The organism is Duganella rivi (genome assembly GCF_009857435.1).
GTDB lineage: Bacteria > Pseudomonadota > Gammaproteobacteria > Burkholderiales > Burkholderiaceae_D > Rugamonas > Rugamonas rivi.
The window spans coordinates 247155-262831 of record NZ_WWCK01000005.1 but is presented as its reverse complement, the minus strand read 5'-3'; the positions used below and the strand labels follow the sequence as shown (position 1 = coordinate 262831).

The following is a 15677-nucleotide window of genomic DNA, read 5'->3' as shown; positions in this document are numbered from 1 at the left end:
TCTTAAATTTTCCTAAATTGCATTAACAAATCGCCATATACTGAATCCCTGCAACCAACTCCGGGGAGCGCGTTATGGGCATCGGCAATTGGAAGATCGGTTACCGGCTGGCGGCCGGTTTGGGCGTGGCCATCATCTTCATGATCGGCATTTCCGTTGTCGGAATAGGCAATCTTGGCAAGTTGAATAACAACACCAAAGATCTCGCCACGGACAAGGTTCCCAAGGTGATACTGGCGTACGAGACCATCGGCGGACTCAACGACATCGCGCGCGCGATGCGCAACGCCATGCTATCCAGCGATCCGGCCGTGGTCAAAGCCGAGCTGGAGCGCGTGGACAAGCGCAAGATCGAAAACGCCGAGCGGCTCGACAAGCTGGGCAAACTGATCGCCGACGATCACGACACGGAAAGCCAGGCCAAACTGCAAGCCGTGCTCGATGCGCGCGAAAAATACCTGGTGGTGCAGAATGCCTTCGTGGCGATGTCGGGCGACGTCAGCAAGCACGACGAGTCGATCAAATACCTGCTCACCACGGTGCGTAAAGAGCAGACCGCCTACATGAATGCGCTGACCGACATGGTCAAATTCCAGACCGCCGCGATTGAAGAGACCAGCGCCGTGGCCGAGCAAGCCTACAGCAGTTCGCGCATGACCATGGTGATCTTGACGCTGGTGGCGGCCGCGCTGGCGGCGTGGGTGCTGTACTGGATCACGCGCAGCATCACGCAGCCGCTCAATCGCGCGGTCGGCATGGCGCAGGCGGTGGCCGGCGGCGACCTGACCATGCGCATGGAGTGCACCTCGACCGACGAAACCGGCCAGTTGCTGCGGGCGCTGATCGATATGAACGATTCGCTGGCGCGCACGGTGGGGCAGGTGCGTTCGGGAACGGACACCATCACCAACGCTTCCAACGAAATCGCCAACGGCAATCTCGATCTATCGACGCGCACCGAGCAGCAGGCCTCCAGTCTGGAGGAGACCGCGTCTTCAATGGAGGAACTGACGTCAACCGTGTCGCAAAACGCCGAGAATGCGCGGCAAGCGACCAAGCTGGTGGTGGCAGCGTCCGATTACGCCACCAAGGGCGGGCAAGTCGTGGGCGAGGTGGTGACCACCATGGGCGCGATCAAGGAAAGCTCGACCAAGATTGTCGACATCATCAGCGTGATTGACGGCATCGCGTTCCAGACCAACATCCTCGCACTGAATGCAGCGGTGGAAGCGGCGCGCGCGGGTGAGCAGGGCCGGGGCTTTGCGGTGGTGGCGTCGGAAGTGCGCAACCTCGCGCAGCGTTCGGCCTCGGCGGCCAAGGAAATCAAGGAGCTGATCGGGCGCTCGGTGGAGACGGTCGACGCGGGCGCAGCGCTGGTCGATCAAGCCGGCGCGACCATGCAGGGCATCGTGCAATCGGTGCAGCAGGTGGCGGACATCATGAAGCAGATCAGCGCCGCCAGCAGCGAGCAAAGCACCGGCATCGAGCAAGTCAATCAAGCCATCGTGTCGATCGACGACGTCACCCAGCAGAACGCCGCGCTGGTGGAGGAAGCGGCCGCCGCGGCGCAAAGCATGCGCGACCAGGCGGACTTGCTGGCAAAGGCTGTCAGCGTGTTCAAGCTGGCCGGCACGCCGTCACCGGCATTGCCGGCGCGGCGCTACGCGGCTCTTACCAACTAAAGCCGGCCTTGGCGTAGTAGTAGCGGCCGTTGAAGCCGTTCGGCGCCCAGCCGCTGTACGGGTTGATGCCGTTGTTGTTGAGATTGCCGGCCGACGTGACTTGATCCGGGTAGCGGTCGGTCACGTTGTCCACGCCCACGCTCAGGCGCCAGTTTTTGCCCAGCTTAACGCTGGCCGACAAATCCAGCACCCACTGCGGATCGTAAGTCTGATCCAGCGCGGCGCTATTCTGCGGCACGGTAAAGCTGCCGTAGCGCGTGACGACTGCGCGCGCGCCCCATGCATCGAGCGACCAGTCGGTCGCCAGGCTGAACTTGTCCTTAGGCGAGCCGACCGTCAGACGGTTGACGGTTTGGCGGTCAATCAGCGTCAAGCCGTTGGCGGTCAAGATGGCTGGATTGGCGTTCACATGCTCAACCGAATTCTTGTTGTGGTTGTAGGCAGCCGTGAAGTCATAGCGCCCGGCCTTGCTGGTGTCCCAGCGATAGGTGCTCAGTACATCGACGCCGGTGGTGCGGGTATCGATGGCGTTGGTGAAGTAGCGGCCAGCGCCCACCAGCAAGCCTTGCTTGGCCAGCGTGTCTTTCAGCGCTTGGTTCAAGGTCATATTGGCTGACAGCGCAATACGGTCATCGATATTGATGCGATAGGCGTCGATGCTGGTAGTCCAGTTGCGGCTAGGCTGCAACAACAAGCCGAGGCTGTAGTTGCGGGCTTTCTCGGCCTTCAGCGGCGTGGCGCCCAGCGCAGCGGCGGCTGGGCTGCCGACTGCAAAGGTGCCGGTTTCAATCGGCGTATTCACGCCATTTACCACCGAGAAGTTGGTGGTGGTGATGGTGTAGAACTGCTGCGCCAGCGACGGCGCGCGGAAGCCGGACGAAGCGGTTGCACGCAGCGACACCACGTCGTTGAAGGCGTAGCGGGTCGAACCTTTGACCGAGGTGGTGTTGCCGAAGTCGCTGTAGCGCTCGTGGCGCACTGCGGCCGAGGCGGAGAACTGTTTGGTCACCTCGGCTTCAAAGTTGGCGTAGATCGATTCGTTGTGGCGGCTGTTGCTGCCCGCATTCACGGCGCGGAAACCGGAGAAGCCTTGCGCGCCGGAGCCGCTGTACGAAGCCACATCGCCGGCGCCGATCTCATATTCCTCGCGGCGGTATTCTGCGCCCAGCGCTACCGTCAGCGGGCCGCTGAAAGCTTCCACCGGATAGTCGTGCGCCACGTCCACGTTCAGCAGCGATTGCGAGTTCTTCAGCTTGCCCGCGTAGAAGTGGGTTGGGCTGGCTTCTTTCAGATCCAGGTTGACGGTGTTGTCGAGATCCAGCTTGAATTCGTTTTGGCCATAGTTCAGGCTCACATCCCAACGCCAGCCAGACGCTTCGCCGCGCAGGCCGGTCACCAGCGAGGTGTCGGTCGATTTGCTGTTCTCCAGCGGCAGGAAGCCTTCCGGGTAAATCGTCGAGCGGCCAAAGCTGCGCCACGTGGCGGCTGCCGAGGTGTCGCGCTGGCCGTAGTTGGCGAAGGCATACCAGTCGATGTTGTCGCTCACGCGGTACTGGCTATTGAGGAACAGCACGCGGGGCTTGGTTTCAGGATCGCCAAAGCGCTGATTGACTTTGCCGTAGCGTGGATCGGTCGGATAGCGGTAGTCGGCGCCGGCACGGTTGGTCGGATCGCGGTCGGCGGCATCGATGGCGATGCGCACCCAGCCGTCCTCGCCCAGGTTGAACCCGGTCGAGCCGCGCAGCGAGACTTGCTTGCCGTCGCGTTCCTGGTATTCGCCAAAGCCGATCTCGGCATCGCCGCCGGCTGCGCCTTTTTTCAGGATGATATTGATCACGCCGGCAATCGCGTCGGAACCGTACTGCGCCGCCGCGCCATCACGCAGTACTTCGATGTGATCGATGGCCGACAGCGGAATCGCATTCAGATCGACCGGCGCCGAACCACGGCCTTGCGTGCCGTTGACGTTGACCACCGCCGACGAATGGCGGCGCTTGCCATTGACCAGCACCAGCACTTGATCCGGCGACAGGCCGCGCAATTGCGCAGGGCGGATGGCGTCACTGGCGTCCGCACCGGATGGGCGCGGGAAATTCAGCGACGGCAGTACGCGGCCCAGCACGGTGGCCAGCTCAGTGGAGCCGCTGGCTTGCAGCTCGCGCGCGCCGATGATGTCGACCGGCGATTCGGAATCGACAGTGCGGCGGTTTTTGGCATAAGTGCCGGTCACCACCACGGACTGCAATTCGCCATCAGCGGCTTGCTGTGCAAAGGCAGGAATAACGACGGAAGAAATCAGGCTGGCTAACAGCAGTGGGCGTACGCGCATCGGTAAACTCTGTGAAGTATCAATGCCAAAAGCTTATCAGCGGGCAGCCGCGCTGCCCACGAATGGTTCTGACTATTGATATTCAAGTTTCGAGTTACTGGCCTGGATTGGTGATGGCGGCGTGGATTTGATCCACCTGCTTGATTACGTCCGGCGGCAGCACGATGTCGTAAGCATCGATGTTGTGCTTGAGCTGCTCGAGATTGGTGGCGCCGATGATGGTCGAGGCCACGAACCAGCGCGAGTAGCACCACGCCAGCGCCAGTTGGGCCGGCGTCAGGCCGTTGTCGCGCGCCAGCTTGGCGTAGCGCGCAGTCGCCTCCAGTACGGCCGGGCGCAGGTAGCGCGGGCTCCAGGTCGGCGGGAAGATGGTCAGGCGGCCATGGGTTTTCGGATCGTCGAGATACTTGGCCGTCAGCTGGCCGAACGCCAGCGGGCTATACGCCAGCAGGCTGACGTTCTCGCGGAAGCAGGTTTCGTCCAGCAGGCTGGTCTCGTAATGGCGTGCCGTCAGGTTGTACAGGTTCTGGATGGAGGCAAGGCGCGGCAAGTCTTTCATCTCGGACTGCTTGATGAATTCGCTCACGCCCCAGTTGGTCTCGTTCGAGACGCCAATCGCGCCGATCTTGCCTTCTTTGACCAGGTCGCCCAGCGCGGCCAGCGTTGCCTCGATGGCCACGCACGGCCGCTCCTGCTTGGGATTGAAGGTATTGTTGCCGAAGATGGGCGCGTTGCGGCTGGGCCAGTGCAATTGGTATAAATCGATATGCTCGATTTGCAGGCGCTGCAAGCTGGTCTCCACCGCAGCCTTGAGGTTGCGTGCATCGAAGTCGCGCGCGCGGCCGCCGCGCACCCAGGTGATGCCGGCGTTGGGACCGGCCGCCTTGGTGGCGATCACCACCTTGTCGCGCAGGCCGGTCTTCTTCAGCCAGCTGCCGATGTAGCGCTCGGTGAGACCCGAGGTTTCCGCGCGCACCATCACTGGGTACATTTCCGCCGTGTCGATGAAGTTGATGCCGCGCTCGAATGCGTAGTCGAGCTGGCTGTGTGCTTCCGCCTCGGTGTTTTGCTCGCCCCACGTCATGGTGCCGAGGCAAACCTTGGTGACGTGGAGATGGCTGTTACCCAGTTTTACCTTCTGCATATGCGCTCCTTTTAGAGTCCGTTTCAAAAAGCCCGCAGCTTCGTTGCGGCTCCTCGCCGTGCTAACGCACTGTCTTCGTCGTCGCGCCTCGCTGCGTGCATTTTGAACCAGCCTCTTAGCGTACCGCGTCCGCGCAATCCTTGATCAGTGCCGGGCCGGCGTAAATCAGGCCGCTGTACAGCTGCACCAGTTGCGCGCCGCAATCCATTTTGACCTTGGCGTCCGAGCCTTGCATGATACCGCCCACGCCGATGATCGGCAGCGCATCGCCGAGCTCGGCCTTGAGCAGGCGGATCACGGTGTTCGAGAACTGGAACACCGGCGCGCCCGACAGGCCGCCCGCTTCCGCGCCGTGCAGCATGCCGGTGACGGCGTCGCGGTTGAGCGTAGTGTTGGTGGCGATGACGCCGTCGATCTTGTGGCGGATCAGCGCGTCGGCAATGTTCTTGACCTGGTCGCCATCCATGTCCGGCGCAATCTTCAGCGCCAATGGCACGTAGCGCTTGTGCTGGTCAGCCAGGCGCAGTTGCGCATCCTTCAGCGTGCTCAGCAAACCATCCAGTTCCGAGCCGCCTTGCAGCTGGCGCAGGTTTTTGGTGTTCGGCGAGGAGATGTTGACGGTAACGTAGCTGGCGTATGGATACACCTTCTCCAGGCAGTGCAGGTAATCGTCGGTGGCGCGCTCGATCGGCGTATCGGCATTCTTGCCGATGTTCAGGCCCAGCACGCCGGCCTTGTCCTGGTAGAAGCGCGAGGATTGCACGTTGGCGACAAACGCATCGACGCCGCCGTTGTTGAAGCCCATGCGGTTGATGATGGCGTGCGCTTCCGGCAGGCGGAACATGCGCGGCTTGGGATTGCCCGGCTGCGCGCGCGGCGTCACGGTGCCGACTTCAATCGAGCCGAAGCCGAGATCGGCCAGCGCATCGATGTACGCGCCGTCCTTGTCGAGACCGGCGGCAAGGCCGACCGGATTTTTAAACGTAATGCCCATCACGGTGCGCGGGTCGGCTTTCGGCTGCTGGACCAGCTTGGTCAAACCCAGCGACGCGGCGCGTTTCAGTGCAGGCAGGGTGAAGTGGTGGGCCTCTTCGGCGTCCATCGAAAACAGCATGGGACGGGCGAGGGAATACAGGAATTTGTTGGACATGGGGCGCTCTGGTTGTAGTTCGCCCGTATTTTATCAGGCGTCCAGCACGCTCCACACGCCTTTCACGCGGGCTTCCAGCGGTTTGAAGTTGGTTTTGTAAGACATTTTCGGGCTTTCCTTGATCCAGTAGCCGAGGTAGACGTAAGGCAGTTTTAGTTCGCGGGCTTGTTCAATTTGCCACAGCACGTTGAAGGTGCCGTAGGATGCGCCCTCGACATCGGGATCGAAGAAGGTGTACACCGACGACAAGCCGTCCGACAGCACGTCGATGATGCTGACCATGCGCAGCGTGCCGCCCGGTTCGCGGAACTCCACCAGCCGCGTGTTGACGCGGCTTTGCAGCAGGAATTGCGCGTACTGGTCGCGGCTGTCCTGATCCATGCCGCCACCGGCGTGGCGCTTGCTCTGATAGCGCAGATACAGTTCGTAGTGCTCGTCGGAGAACGATAGTGTGGCCACGCCCGCGATCAACTCGCCGTGCTTGAGCCATGCGCGGCGCTGGGTGCGGTTGGGCTGGAATTGGTCGGCCACCACGCGCACCGGAATGCAGGCCTGGCAGCCGTCGCAATATGGCCGATAAGTAAAGATGCCGCTGCGGCGGAAGCCGTTCTTTACCAGTTCCGAGTAGACATCTGCATTGATTAAGTGCGAAGGCGTGGCTACCTGCGAGCGGGCCTGACGAGCGTCGAGGTAGCTGCAAGGGTAGGGCGCCGTCGTGTAAAACTGCAGCGTCGCGAAAGGCAGGTCGTTCAAGTGCGTCATGCACGTCCTATCTGGCCGATGGTTATGTCTTTATGCTAGCTTAACTGGCTGGCGCGAGTGGTGCAATTGGTTCCCATCCGGTGATATGGGGCAATTCAATACTGTTGCGCAGATGCGCCAGGAATTGCGCGCGCGGAATCGGCGCAGCGCCTAGCGAGGCCAAATGACCGGTCTCTTGTTGGCAATCGATCATGGTTACGCCTTTGTCACGCAGGAAGCGCACCAGATAGGATAAGGCGATCTTTGATGCATCGGTCACGCGCGCGAACATCGATTCGCCGTAGAACATGCGGCCGATGCAGACGCCGTAAGCGCCGCCGACCAACTCGCCATCGAGCCAGAGTTCGGTTGAGTGCGCGTAGCCCATGCGGTGCAAGCCGGTGTAGCCGGCGATGATGTCTTCCGAGATCCAGGTGCCGGGGCCGTCGCGGCGCGGGGCGGCGCAGGCGCGCATCACTTCTTCAAACGCGCTGTCGAAGCGGACTTGCCAGCGGCCGCCTTCTTCGCGGCTGCGTTCGATCTTGCGCAGGGTTTTCTTCAGTGAATCGGAGATGCGGAACTGGTCGGTCATCAGCACCATGCGCGGATCGGTGCTCCACCACAAAATCGGCTGGCCTTCCGAGAACCACGGGAAGATGCCGTTTTTATACGCCATCAGCAAGCGCTGCGGCGACAGGTCGGCGCCGGCTGCCAGCAAACCCGGCGCGTCCGTGGTCAGCGCCTCGGAGACGTCGGGGAACGGCGTGTGGGTGTCAAGCCACGGAATCATAGGTGATGCGTCACGTGGTCGGTTCGATGTCGGAGCGCATATTGCGGACGATGTCCTGCGTGTGGAAACCGTAGCTGCCGCCTTCGCGGATTTTGACGCGATCAGCAAAGAACAGTTCCAGCGTGGTGCGGATGGTCGGGAAGGCCAGATCGTCCCACGGAATTTCCGCTTCGCTGAACATTTGCACGTCGAGGCTTTCTTCACCGGGTGCGAAGTCGAGGTCGATCAGTTCGGCCAAGTAGAACATGTGGACTTGGTGAACGCGCGCCACGTTGAGCAGCGTGAACAGATTGCCAAGTTTGATATTGGCGCCAGCTTCTTCCTGCGTTTCGCGCATGGCGGCTTCGGCGGTGGTTTCATTGTTTTCCATGAAGCCGGCCGGCAGCGTCCAGTAGCCGTAGCGCGGCTCGATGGCGCGCTTGCACAGCAGGACTTTCAATTCGCCATCCCGTTCCCATACCGGGATCGAGCCCAGCACCATTTTCGGATTCTGGTAATGGATGGTGGCGCAGCTGGCGCTGGAGCACACAAAGCGGGGGCGGTTGTCACCAGCCGGGATCGACAGGCTGACGGGGGAGGCGCATTCGGAACAGAATTTCATAAACTAGTTGAGCAAGTCGGTTTTATGCTTACTTTACACCGATTGCTGCTTGCGCGGCGTGTTGCCCCTCGTACGGGCTCGGCATTTATTCGATCTATCGCGAATCTTTCCGGGATTGATATTGCCTAAACTCTAGATCTGCCCTATAATACTGGCATCAGACGCGGGGTGGAGCAGTCTGGCAGCTCGTCGGGCTCATAACCCGAAGGTCACAGGTTCAAATCCTGTCCCCGCAACCAAATTCTAAAGCCGTTGATACCGTCAAGGATCAGCGGCTTTTTCGTTTTGTTCCGGGAAAAAATCTTCATCAAGGATTTGATCGGTGGTGTAGGGGACTTCCTTCGGAAACGTCGAGCGTGGCAGATGGGTTTCTGCTGCTGCATCTTTTATTGCACCGGGATATTCGTCGGCGACGTACTCGTCGAGATTTCGCCGTAGGCTAGGCATTCTTTTGAGCACCTTCGCAATATGTTTGCGTTGCGTCTTGATGGTTCGGAGCCAGCTATTGCAGCTGCGAGTTGGCTGAAATTGATATTTCAAGAGGTGGTGGAGCAGCAGTTCGATACGAGACTCCACCTCTCGTTTGTCTTTACGCTCTTGGTACCCCAGCTCTGAAATGATGTTTTCCAGATCCAGCTGATCGAATTGACCGGTACGCAGTAAGGCGATCTGATGTTCCGTCCAGATCAGGGCATCGGTTTCGTAGAGGCTGTTGAGATGATCATCCATGAGGCACCATCGTAGAACGGGGAGGGAGCTCCCACTTTATGCTGAATCAACGGCGTTATCGTTTTCGCCGGGGAAGAAGTCCTGATCAAGAATTTGATCCACGGTGTATGGATTTTCTTGCGGGAAGGCGGCATTAGGCATGCGTGTTTCTCGCGCGGCGGCCTTTACTGCTTTGGGATAGCCAAGTGCCACGTACTCATCAACCTGCGGTCGCAGACTGGGCATTTGTTCCAGTATGTCCTGTATTGCATATCGGTGCTCAAGGATTAAGCTGCCCCAGCGTCGTGAGCGTTGTTGCGGACGAAATTCGTGCTTCAGCAAATTCGTCATTAAGACGCGTAGACGACGTGCGACCTCATCCTTGTCTTCTTGCACTTGGTACTCCAACTCCGCAATGACGCTCTCAAGATCAAGTTGATCGAATTTTCCAGCGCGCAGCAAAGCAATTTGCTGTTCCGACCAAATCAGAGCGTCGGGTTCAGAGCGGTTGTTGATGTGATTGTCCATAGCGCACCATCGTAGAACGCCGATCGGACTTTCACTTTATGCTGGATCAAATAGAGGTGCAAGCGGCCACGGCTTTGCGAATGTAGTCGACGGTGGCTTGGTTGACCCATGTGCCTTTGAGGAGTTCGGGCTCGTTGTCGTGGGCGAGGTCGATGCGGGCTTGCAGGCCGGGGCTGTCGCCGATGCGGTCACGGATCAGTTGCTGCCATTCGCGCGCCAGGGCTTGCGAGGCTGGATCTTCCGGCGGCACGCCGTTTTCCATTTGGCGTTGTAGATTGAGGTAGAGCGCGGTGGATTCGATCGATGGCTTGGCGCTGGTGGTGCGCAACTGCTGCATCTCTTCCTCGGTGAGGTACTTTGCGTAGATCGCCATCTTGCGCGCCGTGAAGGCTTGGCTCAGGTACATGTACTGCTGGATTTTCTCGCTGATCGGCGAGTTCTCGCCGGCGTCTTTTTGTTGTTGCAGCATGGCGGTCATGCGCATCGCGAATTCGAGATCGTTGCCGGTGTCCCGCTCCAGCGTTTCCATCCAGCGCTGTGCCAGCATGCTGGCTTCTTCGCTGTCCGGCGGTACGCCGCGCATCATCATGGATTTCAGTTCGGCGGTCATGGTGCGCCATTTGGCGTTGCGGCGCGCGTCTTGCTGCCAGAAGGGCAGGCGGCGTAATTCGTCTGGCGTGAAGTACTGCTCGTACAGTTTCATGTGTTCCAACGTGCCTAGCCAATCTTCCAGCGCGGGATCGCCATCGCCGCTCATTTGCTGCTGCAAGCGGCTTAGTTGCTCGCGCAGCGCGGAGGCTTGTTTGATCTGCTGGTCTAGCGCCGCAATCTGCTGGGCGACAATATCGGCAAACGGTGCATCGGGACTGGCGAGAAAAGTGGCGATGTCCGATAGCGACATGCCGAATTTGCGCAGCGCTTGTATATGGTGCAGGCGCGCCACGTCGGCGCTGTTATACAGACGATAGCCGGAATCGGCGCGCGCCGATGGCGTCAGCAAGCCGATGCTGTCGTAGTGGTGCAGCGCGCGCACGGTCAGGCCGGAACGCGTCGCCAGTTCGCCGATTTTCAGTACTGTTTTATCCATGCGTTGAAGTGTAGCGTTAAACGGTGGCTTTGATGAGGCCCAGGCCCGCCGCCGCAGCGCCATGCTCGACGTGGCGGAAGCCGAATTGCGACAGCATGTGCTCCAGCATCTGCGGCTGAAAAGTGGCAAGCGCGTAGTCGAAGGTGATGCTGCTGCCAGGCGCGCAGCACGCAACGTCCTGCAAGATACGCATGACTTCATCGGGCTTGAGTGCAGCGCTGGCGCCCAGCCATTCAAGGCTGGCGACGGCGCCGGATTGCTGAATTTCGTCCAGATCGTGCATGAGGTTCTCCTTGAGGTTCATGCACCGATCGTAAAGCCTGACGTAGCGTGAGGCTCAAGCGTTTTTTAATCTTCTGAGCGCGGGTGCAGGCTGGCCCACAGGTGGGCGGCGGCCATGGTGCGGTGGGGGGAGTAGGCGGCGAGGATTTGTTCGGTGCGTTTGATGTCGGGTTTGACGTCTTCGCCGAGCAGCGTTTGCAGGGCGGCGCGCACGGCGACATCGCCATGCAGCGAGCAGTCGGCGTAGCCATAGCCGCGCAACAGGCCGTAGTTGACGGTCCACGGGCCGATGCCTTTGACGGCCAGCAGTGCGGCCGAGATTTGTTCGATGCTGTTGTCTTCAGCGAGGTCTAGTCGCAGTGTGCCGTCAGCGACCAAGGCGGCCAGGCGCAGTATGGTCTCGGCTTTGGCGCGCGAGAATTTGCGGCTGGTGAGGTCTTCGATCGACAGCGTGGCAGCGCTGCGCGCATCGGGATAGCACCATAAGCCGCTGCTGTGCTGACGGCCCGCTTGCAGGATGAAGGTGCGGCGCAGTGAGATCGCAAACGAGAGGTTGATCTGCTGGCCGATGATGGCCCACGTCAGCGCTTCAAACACGGTGGCCGATTGCACGATGCGCAGGCCCGGTTGCTTGCGCGCCAGCGCGGCAAACAGCTTGTCCTTTTTGACGAAGGCGCTGAACGGCGCGGGATCAATGCGCAGCCCAAGGATGCTGATAGCCGCTTCGCGCGCGTGTTCCTGCGCGTTCTTGGACAGCTTGCCGTCTGCGTGCACAGTGATGCTGGCGCTGGACGGCGCCAAGGCGATATCCAATACCATCGGCACGCCATCCAGCAGCACGCCTTTACGCAGGCGTTCGGCGCTGACTTCTTCGGCGATGCTCTCGGCGTCGCGGCGATGGAAGGCCAGTACGTCGCCTAGCCGAAAATCCTGGGGCAGCGCCAGCGTGAAAGGCTTCATGCCTGGCGCGCCTTGCTCAGGAAGCCGAAGCTCGGGCGGAAGCCGGTCACCAGCGCGGTGCCGGTGATCACGATAGCTGCGCCGGCAAAGGTGTACCAGCCCACGGTCTCGCCAAGGAACATCACGCCCCACAGGATGCCGAACAGCGGGCTAAGGAAAGTCACGGTCAGCGCCGACGATGGGCCGACGTCCTGGATCAAACGGAAGTAGATCAGGTAAGCCACGCCGCTGCACAACACGCCTAGTGCAATCACCGCGCCCATGATGCCGATGGTCGGTTCGCCCGGCGCCGGGAAGAACGGCACCACCGGCAGCACCAGCAGCGCTGATGCCCACATCGAGCCATGCGCATTGGCGAACGGCTCCACCGCCTTGGCCTGCTTGGCGTAGTTGGAAGCGATGCCGTAGTTGAAGGACGCGAACAGCACCGCCGCAATCGCAATACCCGCACCGGGCTTGGAACTGACGTGATCAAAGCCCACCAGCAGCGCCACACCGATGGTGCCCAGCGCGAGACCAAGCATCACTTTGCCGCTGACCATGGTGCGCGACCACACGGCGGCAATCAGCGTGCCCCACAGCGGCGTGGTGGCGTTCAGCACCGCCAGCACGGAGGCCGACAGCGTGCGCGCCGCAAACGCGAACATCAGGAACGGCAGCGCGGAGTTGAACAGGCCGAGGATGACGTAGTGCTTCCAGTGTTGTTTGAGATCCAGCGTCTTTTTCAGGAACACGCCGATCACCGCAAGGAACAGCGCGGCAAACAGCACGCGGTATTCGATCAGCACCGCGGCGCCCAGCACCGGCGCGGCAATCCGCATGAACAGGAAGGAGCCGCCCCAGATAGCGGCCAGCAGGATTAGGCGGAGGAGGTTGGTGGTGCTCATGCGGATTCCCGTGGTGTGAAGTCGCTATTGTCCGCCGGCGCGACGGTAACGCGCCAGCCGATTCTTGCCATAGAATTGTCAGATCGCGCCAATCTCGACGATGCAGGCGGCGTCTCCCGGCTTGGTCGGCGCGGCGGCGTGCGGCACGATCATCTCAGTCGGCACGCCGTTTTTAATCGCTGTCATCTCGGCCAGGATGGAGATGGCGATTTCGGACGGCGTCTTGCTGCCGATGTACAGGCCTATCGGCCCGTGAAGGCGCGCCAGCTGCTCAGGCGTCAAGTCGAATTCAAGCAGTCGCTCGCGGCGCTTGCTGTTGTTCAGGCGCGAGCCAATGGCGCCGACGTAGAAGGCGTCCGACTTCAAGGCCTCCATCAGCGCCAGGTCGTCAAGCTTGGGATCGTGCGTGAGCGCCACCACGGCGCTGCGGCGATCCAGCTTCATATCGATCACCACGTCGTCCGGCATTTCGTGCACCAGCTGTACGCCATCGACGTGCCAGCCGGCGCGGTATTCTTCGCGCGGATCGCACACGATCACGCTGTAGTCCATGGCCAGCGCAATCTGCGCGAGGAGGCGCGACAACTGGCCTGCGCCAATAATCAGCAAGCGCCAACGCGGGCCGTGGATGGTCACCATGGCCTGCTCGCTGACTTGCAGCTGTGCGCCCGGCGCGGCCTTGGAGAGCTCCACCTCGCCGCTATGCAGGTCTAGGCGGCGCTGCACCAGCTCATGGCGCTCCAGCCGCTCCAGCAGCTCGGCGATGCGGCTGCGTTCCGACAGCGGCTCAATCGACAATTCAATGGTGCCGCCGCACGGCAGGCCGAAACGATGCGCCTCATCGGCAGTGATGCCGTAGCTGACGATTTCCGGGATAGTGCGGCTGATGCCCTCGTTGCGCACGCGCGCAATCAAGTCATCCTCGATGCAGCCGCCCGAGACGGAGCCGATCACCGTGCCGTCTTCGCAGATGGCCAGCGTGGCGCCGATCGGGCGCGGGCTGGAGCCCCACGTCTTGATGACAGTGATCAGTTCACAGCGGCGCCCGGACGCAATCCATGCGGCGCTGGTTTTCAATACTTCGAGGTCGATAGAGTCCATGAATGGAATATACTACGCCGATGCTAATTTTGCAGGGGACTGACATGCCACAGAAGGAAGACGACGGTTCGCCAAAGTTCGGCCGCCTGTTGATCGTGCTGATTTGCGCGGTGCTGGTGTGTGTCGGCCTGACGTGGGTGATGGCGACCTTCTTCCCCAACTTCCCTAGTTAAATCTTGCAGGCCGCTTCCAGCGCGCTATCAAACGCGCTGTCCGGCACGATGTCTTCCGGGTTGAATTTCTCGAATTTATAGTTCTCCACCGGCTCGCCCTTGCCCATCGCTTCCGGGTAGTAGACCTGTGCCAGCAGGGTAGTGGTGTGCTCCTCGCACGCATAAATGTGCAGCATTTTCACCGAGCGATACAGCTTGCCTTCCGGCGTTTTCTGCGGACGCGCATAGCTTTGCATCGACCAGACCTTGCGCGTCTTGTCGGTCTTGATCACGCTGGCTTTGTCGATGTAGAAGACGTTGCCGCTGCTGCTGCCCACCTTCATCCACTGCGCTGCCTGCGCCCAGCCGGCCGCCAACATCAAGGTGATTGCGATCAGGCCGGACTTGTTCATGGCGCTCCCTCAGTGGTTAAGGAACCAGCGGACGCTTGCCCGCTTGCTTGCTGCGGATTTCGGCGACGGTCTTGTCGATCACGCCCATGCGATACGCGGTGGCCGGGTGAACAGCGACATAGCCGTTCAGCACCGTGGCCGGGTACTGCGCAGCGAGGCGCTGCCAAAACGCGCGCGCACCTTCCACGCTGTAGCCGGCGCGCGCCACCATGTACAGCGACAGGTGGTCGGCGGCGCCGTCCAGGTCCTGCGGCATAGGCTTCACGCCGGAAGTCCCGATCAGCATCGACAGGTCGGGGCGCACCGCCACCAGGTTGTCGATGATGCTGCCGACCGTGTATGCCTGCTTGGTGATGGCCGCGTGGCCCAGCACATTGTGGGCGATGTCCTTGGCCAGCACATAAGCGATAGCTTCGTCGCTCTGCGCGAAGTTGACCATGCCGCGCGTGATCATCACGCGCTGGCCGTCGGAGTAGGCGTTGATATTGTCCGAGTTGCCGATGTCGATCTTGAAGGCGCAAGCGCGCGTAATCGGCACCTTGAGCTGCTGGTTGCTGCCGCCGCGCGCCACGGTCAGGTCGAGCGATTGGCTGCTGCTGGCCAGCGGGCCGAGAATGGCAGCTGCCAGCGATTCAGCGTTGGGCCCGACCGGCAGCACTTTGCCGTTGGCGGCGATCAGCGCGTCGCCCTTGCGCAGGCCGGCGCGCGCGGCGCCGCTGCCGGACAACACGCTGGCGACTTCAAGGCGGTCGCCGTAGTTCAGCACCGCTTGCGCGGCGTCGACGAATTCGCCGGTGTAGGAGTATTTGTTTTTGGCGGTGAAGCCGAGCAGGCTGCGGGCCTGCGTGCGGCATAGATCCGCGTTATTGATCAGCAGTGGGCCGGCGATGCGGTACAGGCGATCCTGCAAGGCCACCATCTGGCTCAATTGCGCGCGCGCGGCGCTCATCTTGGCGGTGACCACCGGCGGCGCTTCGGTCACGCTGCTGACGACAGCAGGCGGCGTTTCCGGCGCGGCCGGCTTGGACTGGAAGGAGGAGCAAGCGGAGAGCAGGGCGCTCGCCGCGACGAGGGACAATCGGGATAATGCGCCAAATTTATTTGTCTTGTTCATCCCTGTGC

17 protein-coding genes and 1 tRNA gene are annotated in these 15677 nt (G+C 61.1%); 3 read left to right on the top strand and 15 right to left on the bottom strand.

The window, feature by feature from the left end; all coding sequences use genetic code 11:
- The first annotated feature begins 74 nt into the window (after nt 1–74).
- A complete protein-coding gene (locus GTP45_RS17300; RefSeq protein WP_161015125.1) occupies nt 75–1682 on the top strand; it encodes a methyl-accepting chemotaxis protein in 1608 nt (535 codons plus the stop codon).
- Here the strand turns inward: GTP45_RS17300 and GTP45_RS17295 are convergent.
- The 6 genes from GTP45_RS17295 to GTP45_RS17270 form a co-directional block, all read right to left on the bottom strand.
- Nucleotides 1672–4011: a TonB-dependent receptor plug domain-containing protein gene (locus GTP45_RS17295; RefSeq protein WP_161015124.1), complete on the bottom strand. Its 2340-nt coding sequence runs from the start codon at nt 4009–4011 to the stop codon at nt 1672–1674. The genes GTP45_RS17300 and GTP45_RS17295 overlap by 11 nt on opposite strands.
- Nucleotides 4012–4105: 94 nt before the next feature.
- Nucleotides 4106–5155 (bottom strand): aldo/keto reductase, encoded by a 1050-nt coding sequence (locus tag GTP45_RS17290; protein ID WP_161015123.1) that lies wholly within the window; start codon nt 5153–5155, stop codon nt 4106–4108.
- A 115-nt stretch (nt 5156–5270) separates the two neighbouring features.
- Nucleotides 5271–6305, bottom strand: coding sequence for a quinone-dependent dihydroorotate dehydrogenase (locus GTP45_RS17285; protein WP_161015122.1), 1035 nt, complete (start codon nt 6303–6305; stop codon nt 5271–5273).
- 33 nt (nt 6306–6338) lie between these two features.
- Nucleotides 6339–7067 carry an arginyltransferase gene (locus tag GTP45_RS17280; protein WP_161015121.1) on the bottom strand — a complete coding sequence of 243 codons (729 nt, stop codon included), beginning with the start codon at nt 7065–7067 and terminating at the stop codon, nt 6339–6341.
- Nucleotides 7068–7107: 40 nt separating this feature from the next.
- Nucleotides 7108–7836 carry a leucyl/phenylalanyl-tRNA--protein transferase gene (gene aat / locus GTP45_RS17275; RefSeq protein WP_161015120.1) on the bottom strand — a complete coding sequence of 243 codons (729 nt, stop codon included), beginning with the start codon at nt 7834–7836 and terminating at the stop codon, nt 7108–7110.
- A gap of 10 nt (nt 7837–7846) precedes the next feature.
- A complete protein-coding gene (locus GTP45_RS17270) occupies nt 7847–8437 on the bottom strand; it encodes an NUDIX hydrolase (protein ID WP_161015119.1) in 591 nt (196 codons plus the stop codon).
- Between the two features lie 162 nt (nt 8438–8599).
- Here GTP45_RS17270 and GTP45_RS17265 point away from each other — a divergent pair.
- Nucleotides 8600–8676 (top strand) — tRNA-Met (locus GTP45_RS17265).
- Nucleotides 8677–8698: 22 nt separating this feature from the next.
- Here the strand turns inward: GTP45_RS17265 and GTP45_RS17260 are convergent.
- The 7 genes from GTP45_RS17260 to GTP45_RS17230 all read right to left on the bottom strand — a co-directional run bounded on the left by GTP45_RS17260 (nt 8699) and on the right by GTP45_RS17230 (nt 13990).
- On the bottom strand, nt 8699–9166 hold the full coding sequence (locus tag GTP45_RS17260; RefSeq protein WP_161015118.1) for a DUF29 domain-containing protein: 468 nt from the start codon (nt 9164–9166) through the stop codon (nt 8699–8701).
- Nucleotides 9167–9202: 36 nt separating this feature from the next.
- On the bottom strand, nt 9203–9673 hold the full coding sequence (locus tag GTP45_RS17255) for a DUF29 domain-containing protein (protein WP_161015117.1): 471 nt from the start codon (nt 9671–9673) through the stop codon (nt 9203–9205).
- A 46-nt stretch (nt 9674–9719) separates the two neighbouring features.
- Nucleotides 9720–10760 carry a MerR family transcriptional regulator gene (locus GTP45_RS17250; RefSeq protein ID WP_161015116.1) on the bottom strand — a complete coding sequence of 347 codons (1041 nt, stop codon included), beginning with the start codon at nt 10758–10760 and terminating at the stop codon, nt 9720–9722.
- 16 nt (nt 10761–10776) lie between these two features.
- Nucleotides 10777–11043 carry a hypothetical protein gene (locus GTP45_RS17245; protein ID WP_161015115.1) on the bottom strand — a complete coding sequence of 89 codons (267 nt, stop codon included), beginning with the start codon at nt 11041–11043 and terminating at the stop codon, nt 10777–10779.
- A 65-nt stretch (nt 11044–11108) separates the two neighbouring features.
- A complete protein-coding gene (locus GTP45_RS17240) occupies nt 11109–12002 on the bottom strand; it encodes a DNA-3-methyladenine glycosylase family protein (RefSeq protein ID WP_161015114.1) in 894 nt (297 codons plus the stop codon).
- Complete coding sequence (locus GTP45_RS17235; RefSeq protein ID WP_161015113.1) at nt 11999–12889, bottom strand: DMT family transporter; 891 nt, start codon at nt 12887–12889, stop codon at nt 11999–12001. The genes GTP45_RS17240 and GTP45_RS17235 overlap by 4 nt, the downstream gene beginning before the upstream one ends.
- A 78-nt stretch (nt 12890–12967) precedes the next feature.
- Nucleotides 12968–13990, bottom strand: a complete 1023-nt coding sequence (locus GTP45_RS17230) for an XdhC family protein (protein WP_161015112.1) — start codon at nt 13988–13990, stop codon at nt 12968–12970.
- A gap of 44 nt (nt 13991–14034) precedes the next feature.
- On the opposite strand from GTP45_RS17230, the gene GTP45_RS29040 reads away from it, so the two are divergent.
- The gene (locus GTP45_RS29040) at nt 14035–14163 is read left to right on the top strand and encodes a hypothetical protein (RefSeq protein ID WP_267876204.1); all 129 of its coding nucleotides are present in this window, start codon (nt 14035–14037) and stop codon (nt 14161–14163) included.
- Here the strand turns inward: GTP45_RS29040 and GTP45_RS17225 are convergent.
- Both GTP45_RS17225 and GTP45_RS17220 read right to left on the bottom strand, forming a co-directional pair.
- A complete protein-coding gene (locus GTP45_RS17225; RefSeq protein WP_161015111.1) occupies nt 14160–14555 on the bottom strand; it encodes a surface-adhesin E family protein in 396 nt (131 codons plus the stop codon). The genes GTP45_RS29040 and GTP45_RS17225 overlap by 4 nt on opposite strands.
- Nucleotides 14556–14571: 16 nt before the next feature.
- A complete protein-coding gene (locus GTP45_RS17220; RefSeq protein ID WP_161015110.1) occupies nt 14572–15669 on the bottom strand; it encodes a M48 family metallopeptidase in 1098 nt (365 codons plus the stop codon).
- Nucleotides 15670–15677: the final 8 nt, after the last annotated feature.

What these genes read in the sequence shown, in the direction of transcription:
- aat (WP_161015120.1), bottom strand. Translation starts at nt 7,836, where the DNA reads ATGATTCCGTGGCTTGACACCCACACGCCGTTCCCCGACGTCTCCGAG.
- GTP45_RS17280 (WP_161015121.1), bottom strand. Translation starts at nt 7,067, where the DNA reads ATGACGCACTTGAACGACCTGCCTTTCGCGACGCTGCAGTTTTACACG.
- GTP45_RS17290 (WP_161015123.1), bottom strand. Translation starts at nt 5,155, where the DNA reads ATGCAGAAGGTAAAACTGGGTAACAGCCATCTCCACGTCACCAAGGTT.
- GTP45_RS17250 (WP_161015116.1), bottom strand. Translation starts at nt 10,760, where the DNA reads ATGGATAAAACAGTACTGAAAATCGGCGAACTGGCGACGCGTTCCGGC.
- GTP45_RS17260 (WP_161015118.1), bottom strand. Translation starts at nt 9,166, where the DNA reads ATGGATGATCATCTCAACAGCCTCTACGAAACCGATGCCCTGATCTGG.
- GTP45_RS17220 (WP_161015110.1), bottom strand. Translation starts at nt 15,669, where the DNA reads ATGAACAAGACAAATAAATTTGGCGCATTATCCCGATTGTCCCTCGTC.
- GTP45_RS17270 (WP_161015119.1), bottom strand. Translation starts at nt 8,437, where the DNA reads ATGAAATTCTGTTCCGAATGCGCCTCCCCCGTCAGCCTGTCGATCCCG.
- GTP45_RS17235 (WP_161015113.1), bottom strand. Translation starts at nt 12,889, where the DNA reads ATGAGCACCACCAACCTCCTCCGCCTAATCCTGCTGGCCGCTATCTGG.
- GTP45_RS17300 (WP_161015125.1), top strand. Translation starts at nt 75, where the DNA reads ATGGGCATCGGCAATTGGAAGATCGGTTACCGGCTGGCGGCCGGTTTG.
- GTP45_RS17295 (WP_161015124.1), bottom strand. Translation starts at nt 4,011, where the DNA reads ATGCGCGTACGCCCACTGCTGTTAGCCAGCCTGATTTCTTCCGTCGTT.
- GTP45_RS17285 (WP_161015122.1), bottom strand. Translation starts at nt 6,305, where the DNA reads ATGTCCAACAAATTCCTGTATTCCCTCGCCCGTCCCATGCTGTTTTCG.
- GTP45_RS29040 (WP_267876204.1), top strand. Translation starts at nt 14,035, where the DNA reads ATGCCACAGAAGGAAGACGACGGTTCGCCAAAGTTCGGCCGCCTGTTG.
- GTP45_RS17245 (WP_161015115.1), bottom strand. Translation starts at nt 11,043, where the DNA reads ATGCACGATCTGGACGAAATTCAGCAATCCGGCGCCGTCGCCAGCCTT.
- GTP45_RS17230 (WP_161015112.1), bottom strand. Translation starts at nt 13,990, where the DNA reads ATGGACTCTATCGACCTCGAAGTATTGAAAACCAGCGCCGCATGGATT.
- GTP45_RS17240 (WP_161015114.1), bottom strand. Translation starts at nt 12,002, where the DNA reads ATGAAGCCTTTCACGCTGGCGCTGCCCCAGGATTTTCGGCTAGGCGAC.
- GTP45_RS17225 (WP_161015111.1), bottom strand. Translation starts at nt 14,555, where the DNA reads ATGAACAAGTCCGGCCTGATCGCAATCACCTTGATGTTGGCGGCCGGC.
- GTP45_RS17255 (WP_161015117.1), bottom strand. Translation starts at nt 9,673, where the DNA reads ATGGACAATCACATCAACAACCGCTCTGAACCCGACGCTCTGATTTGG.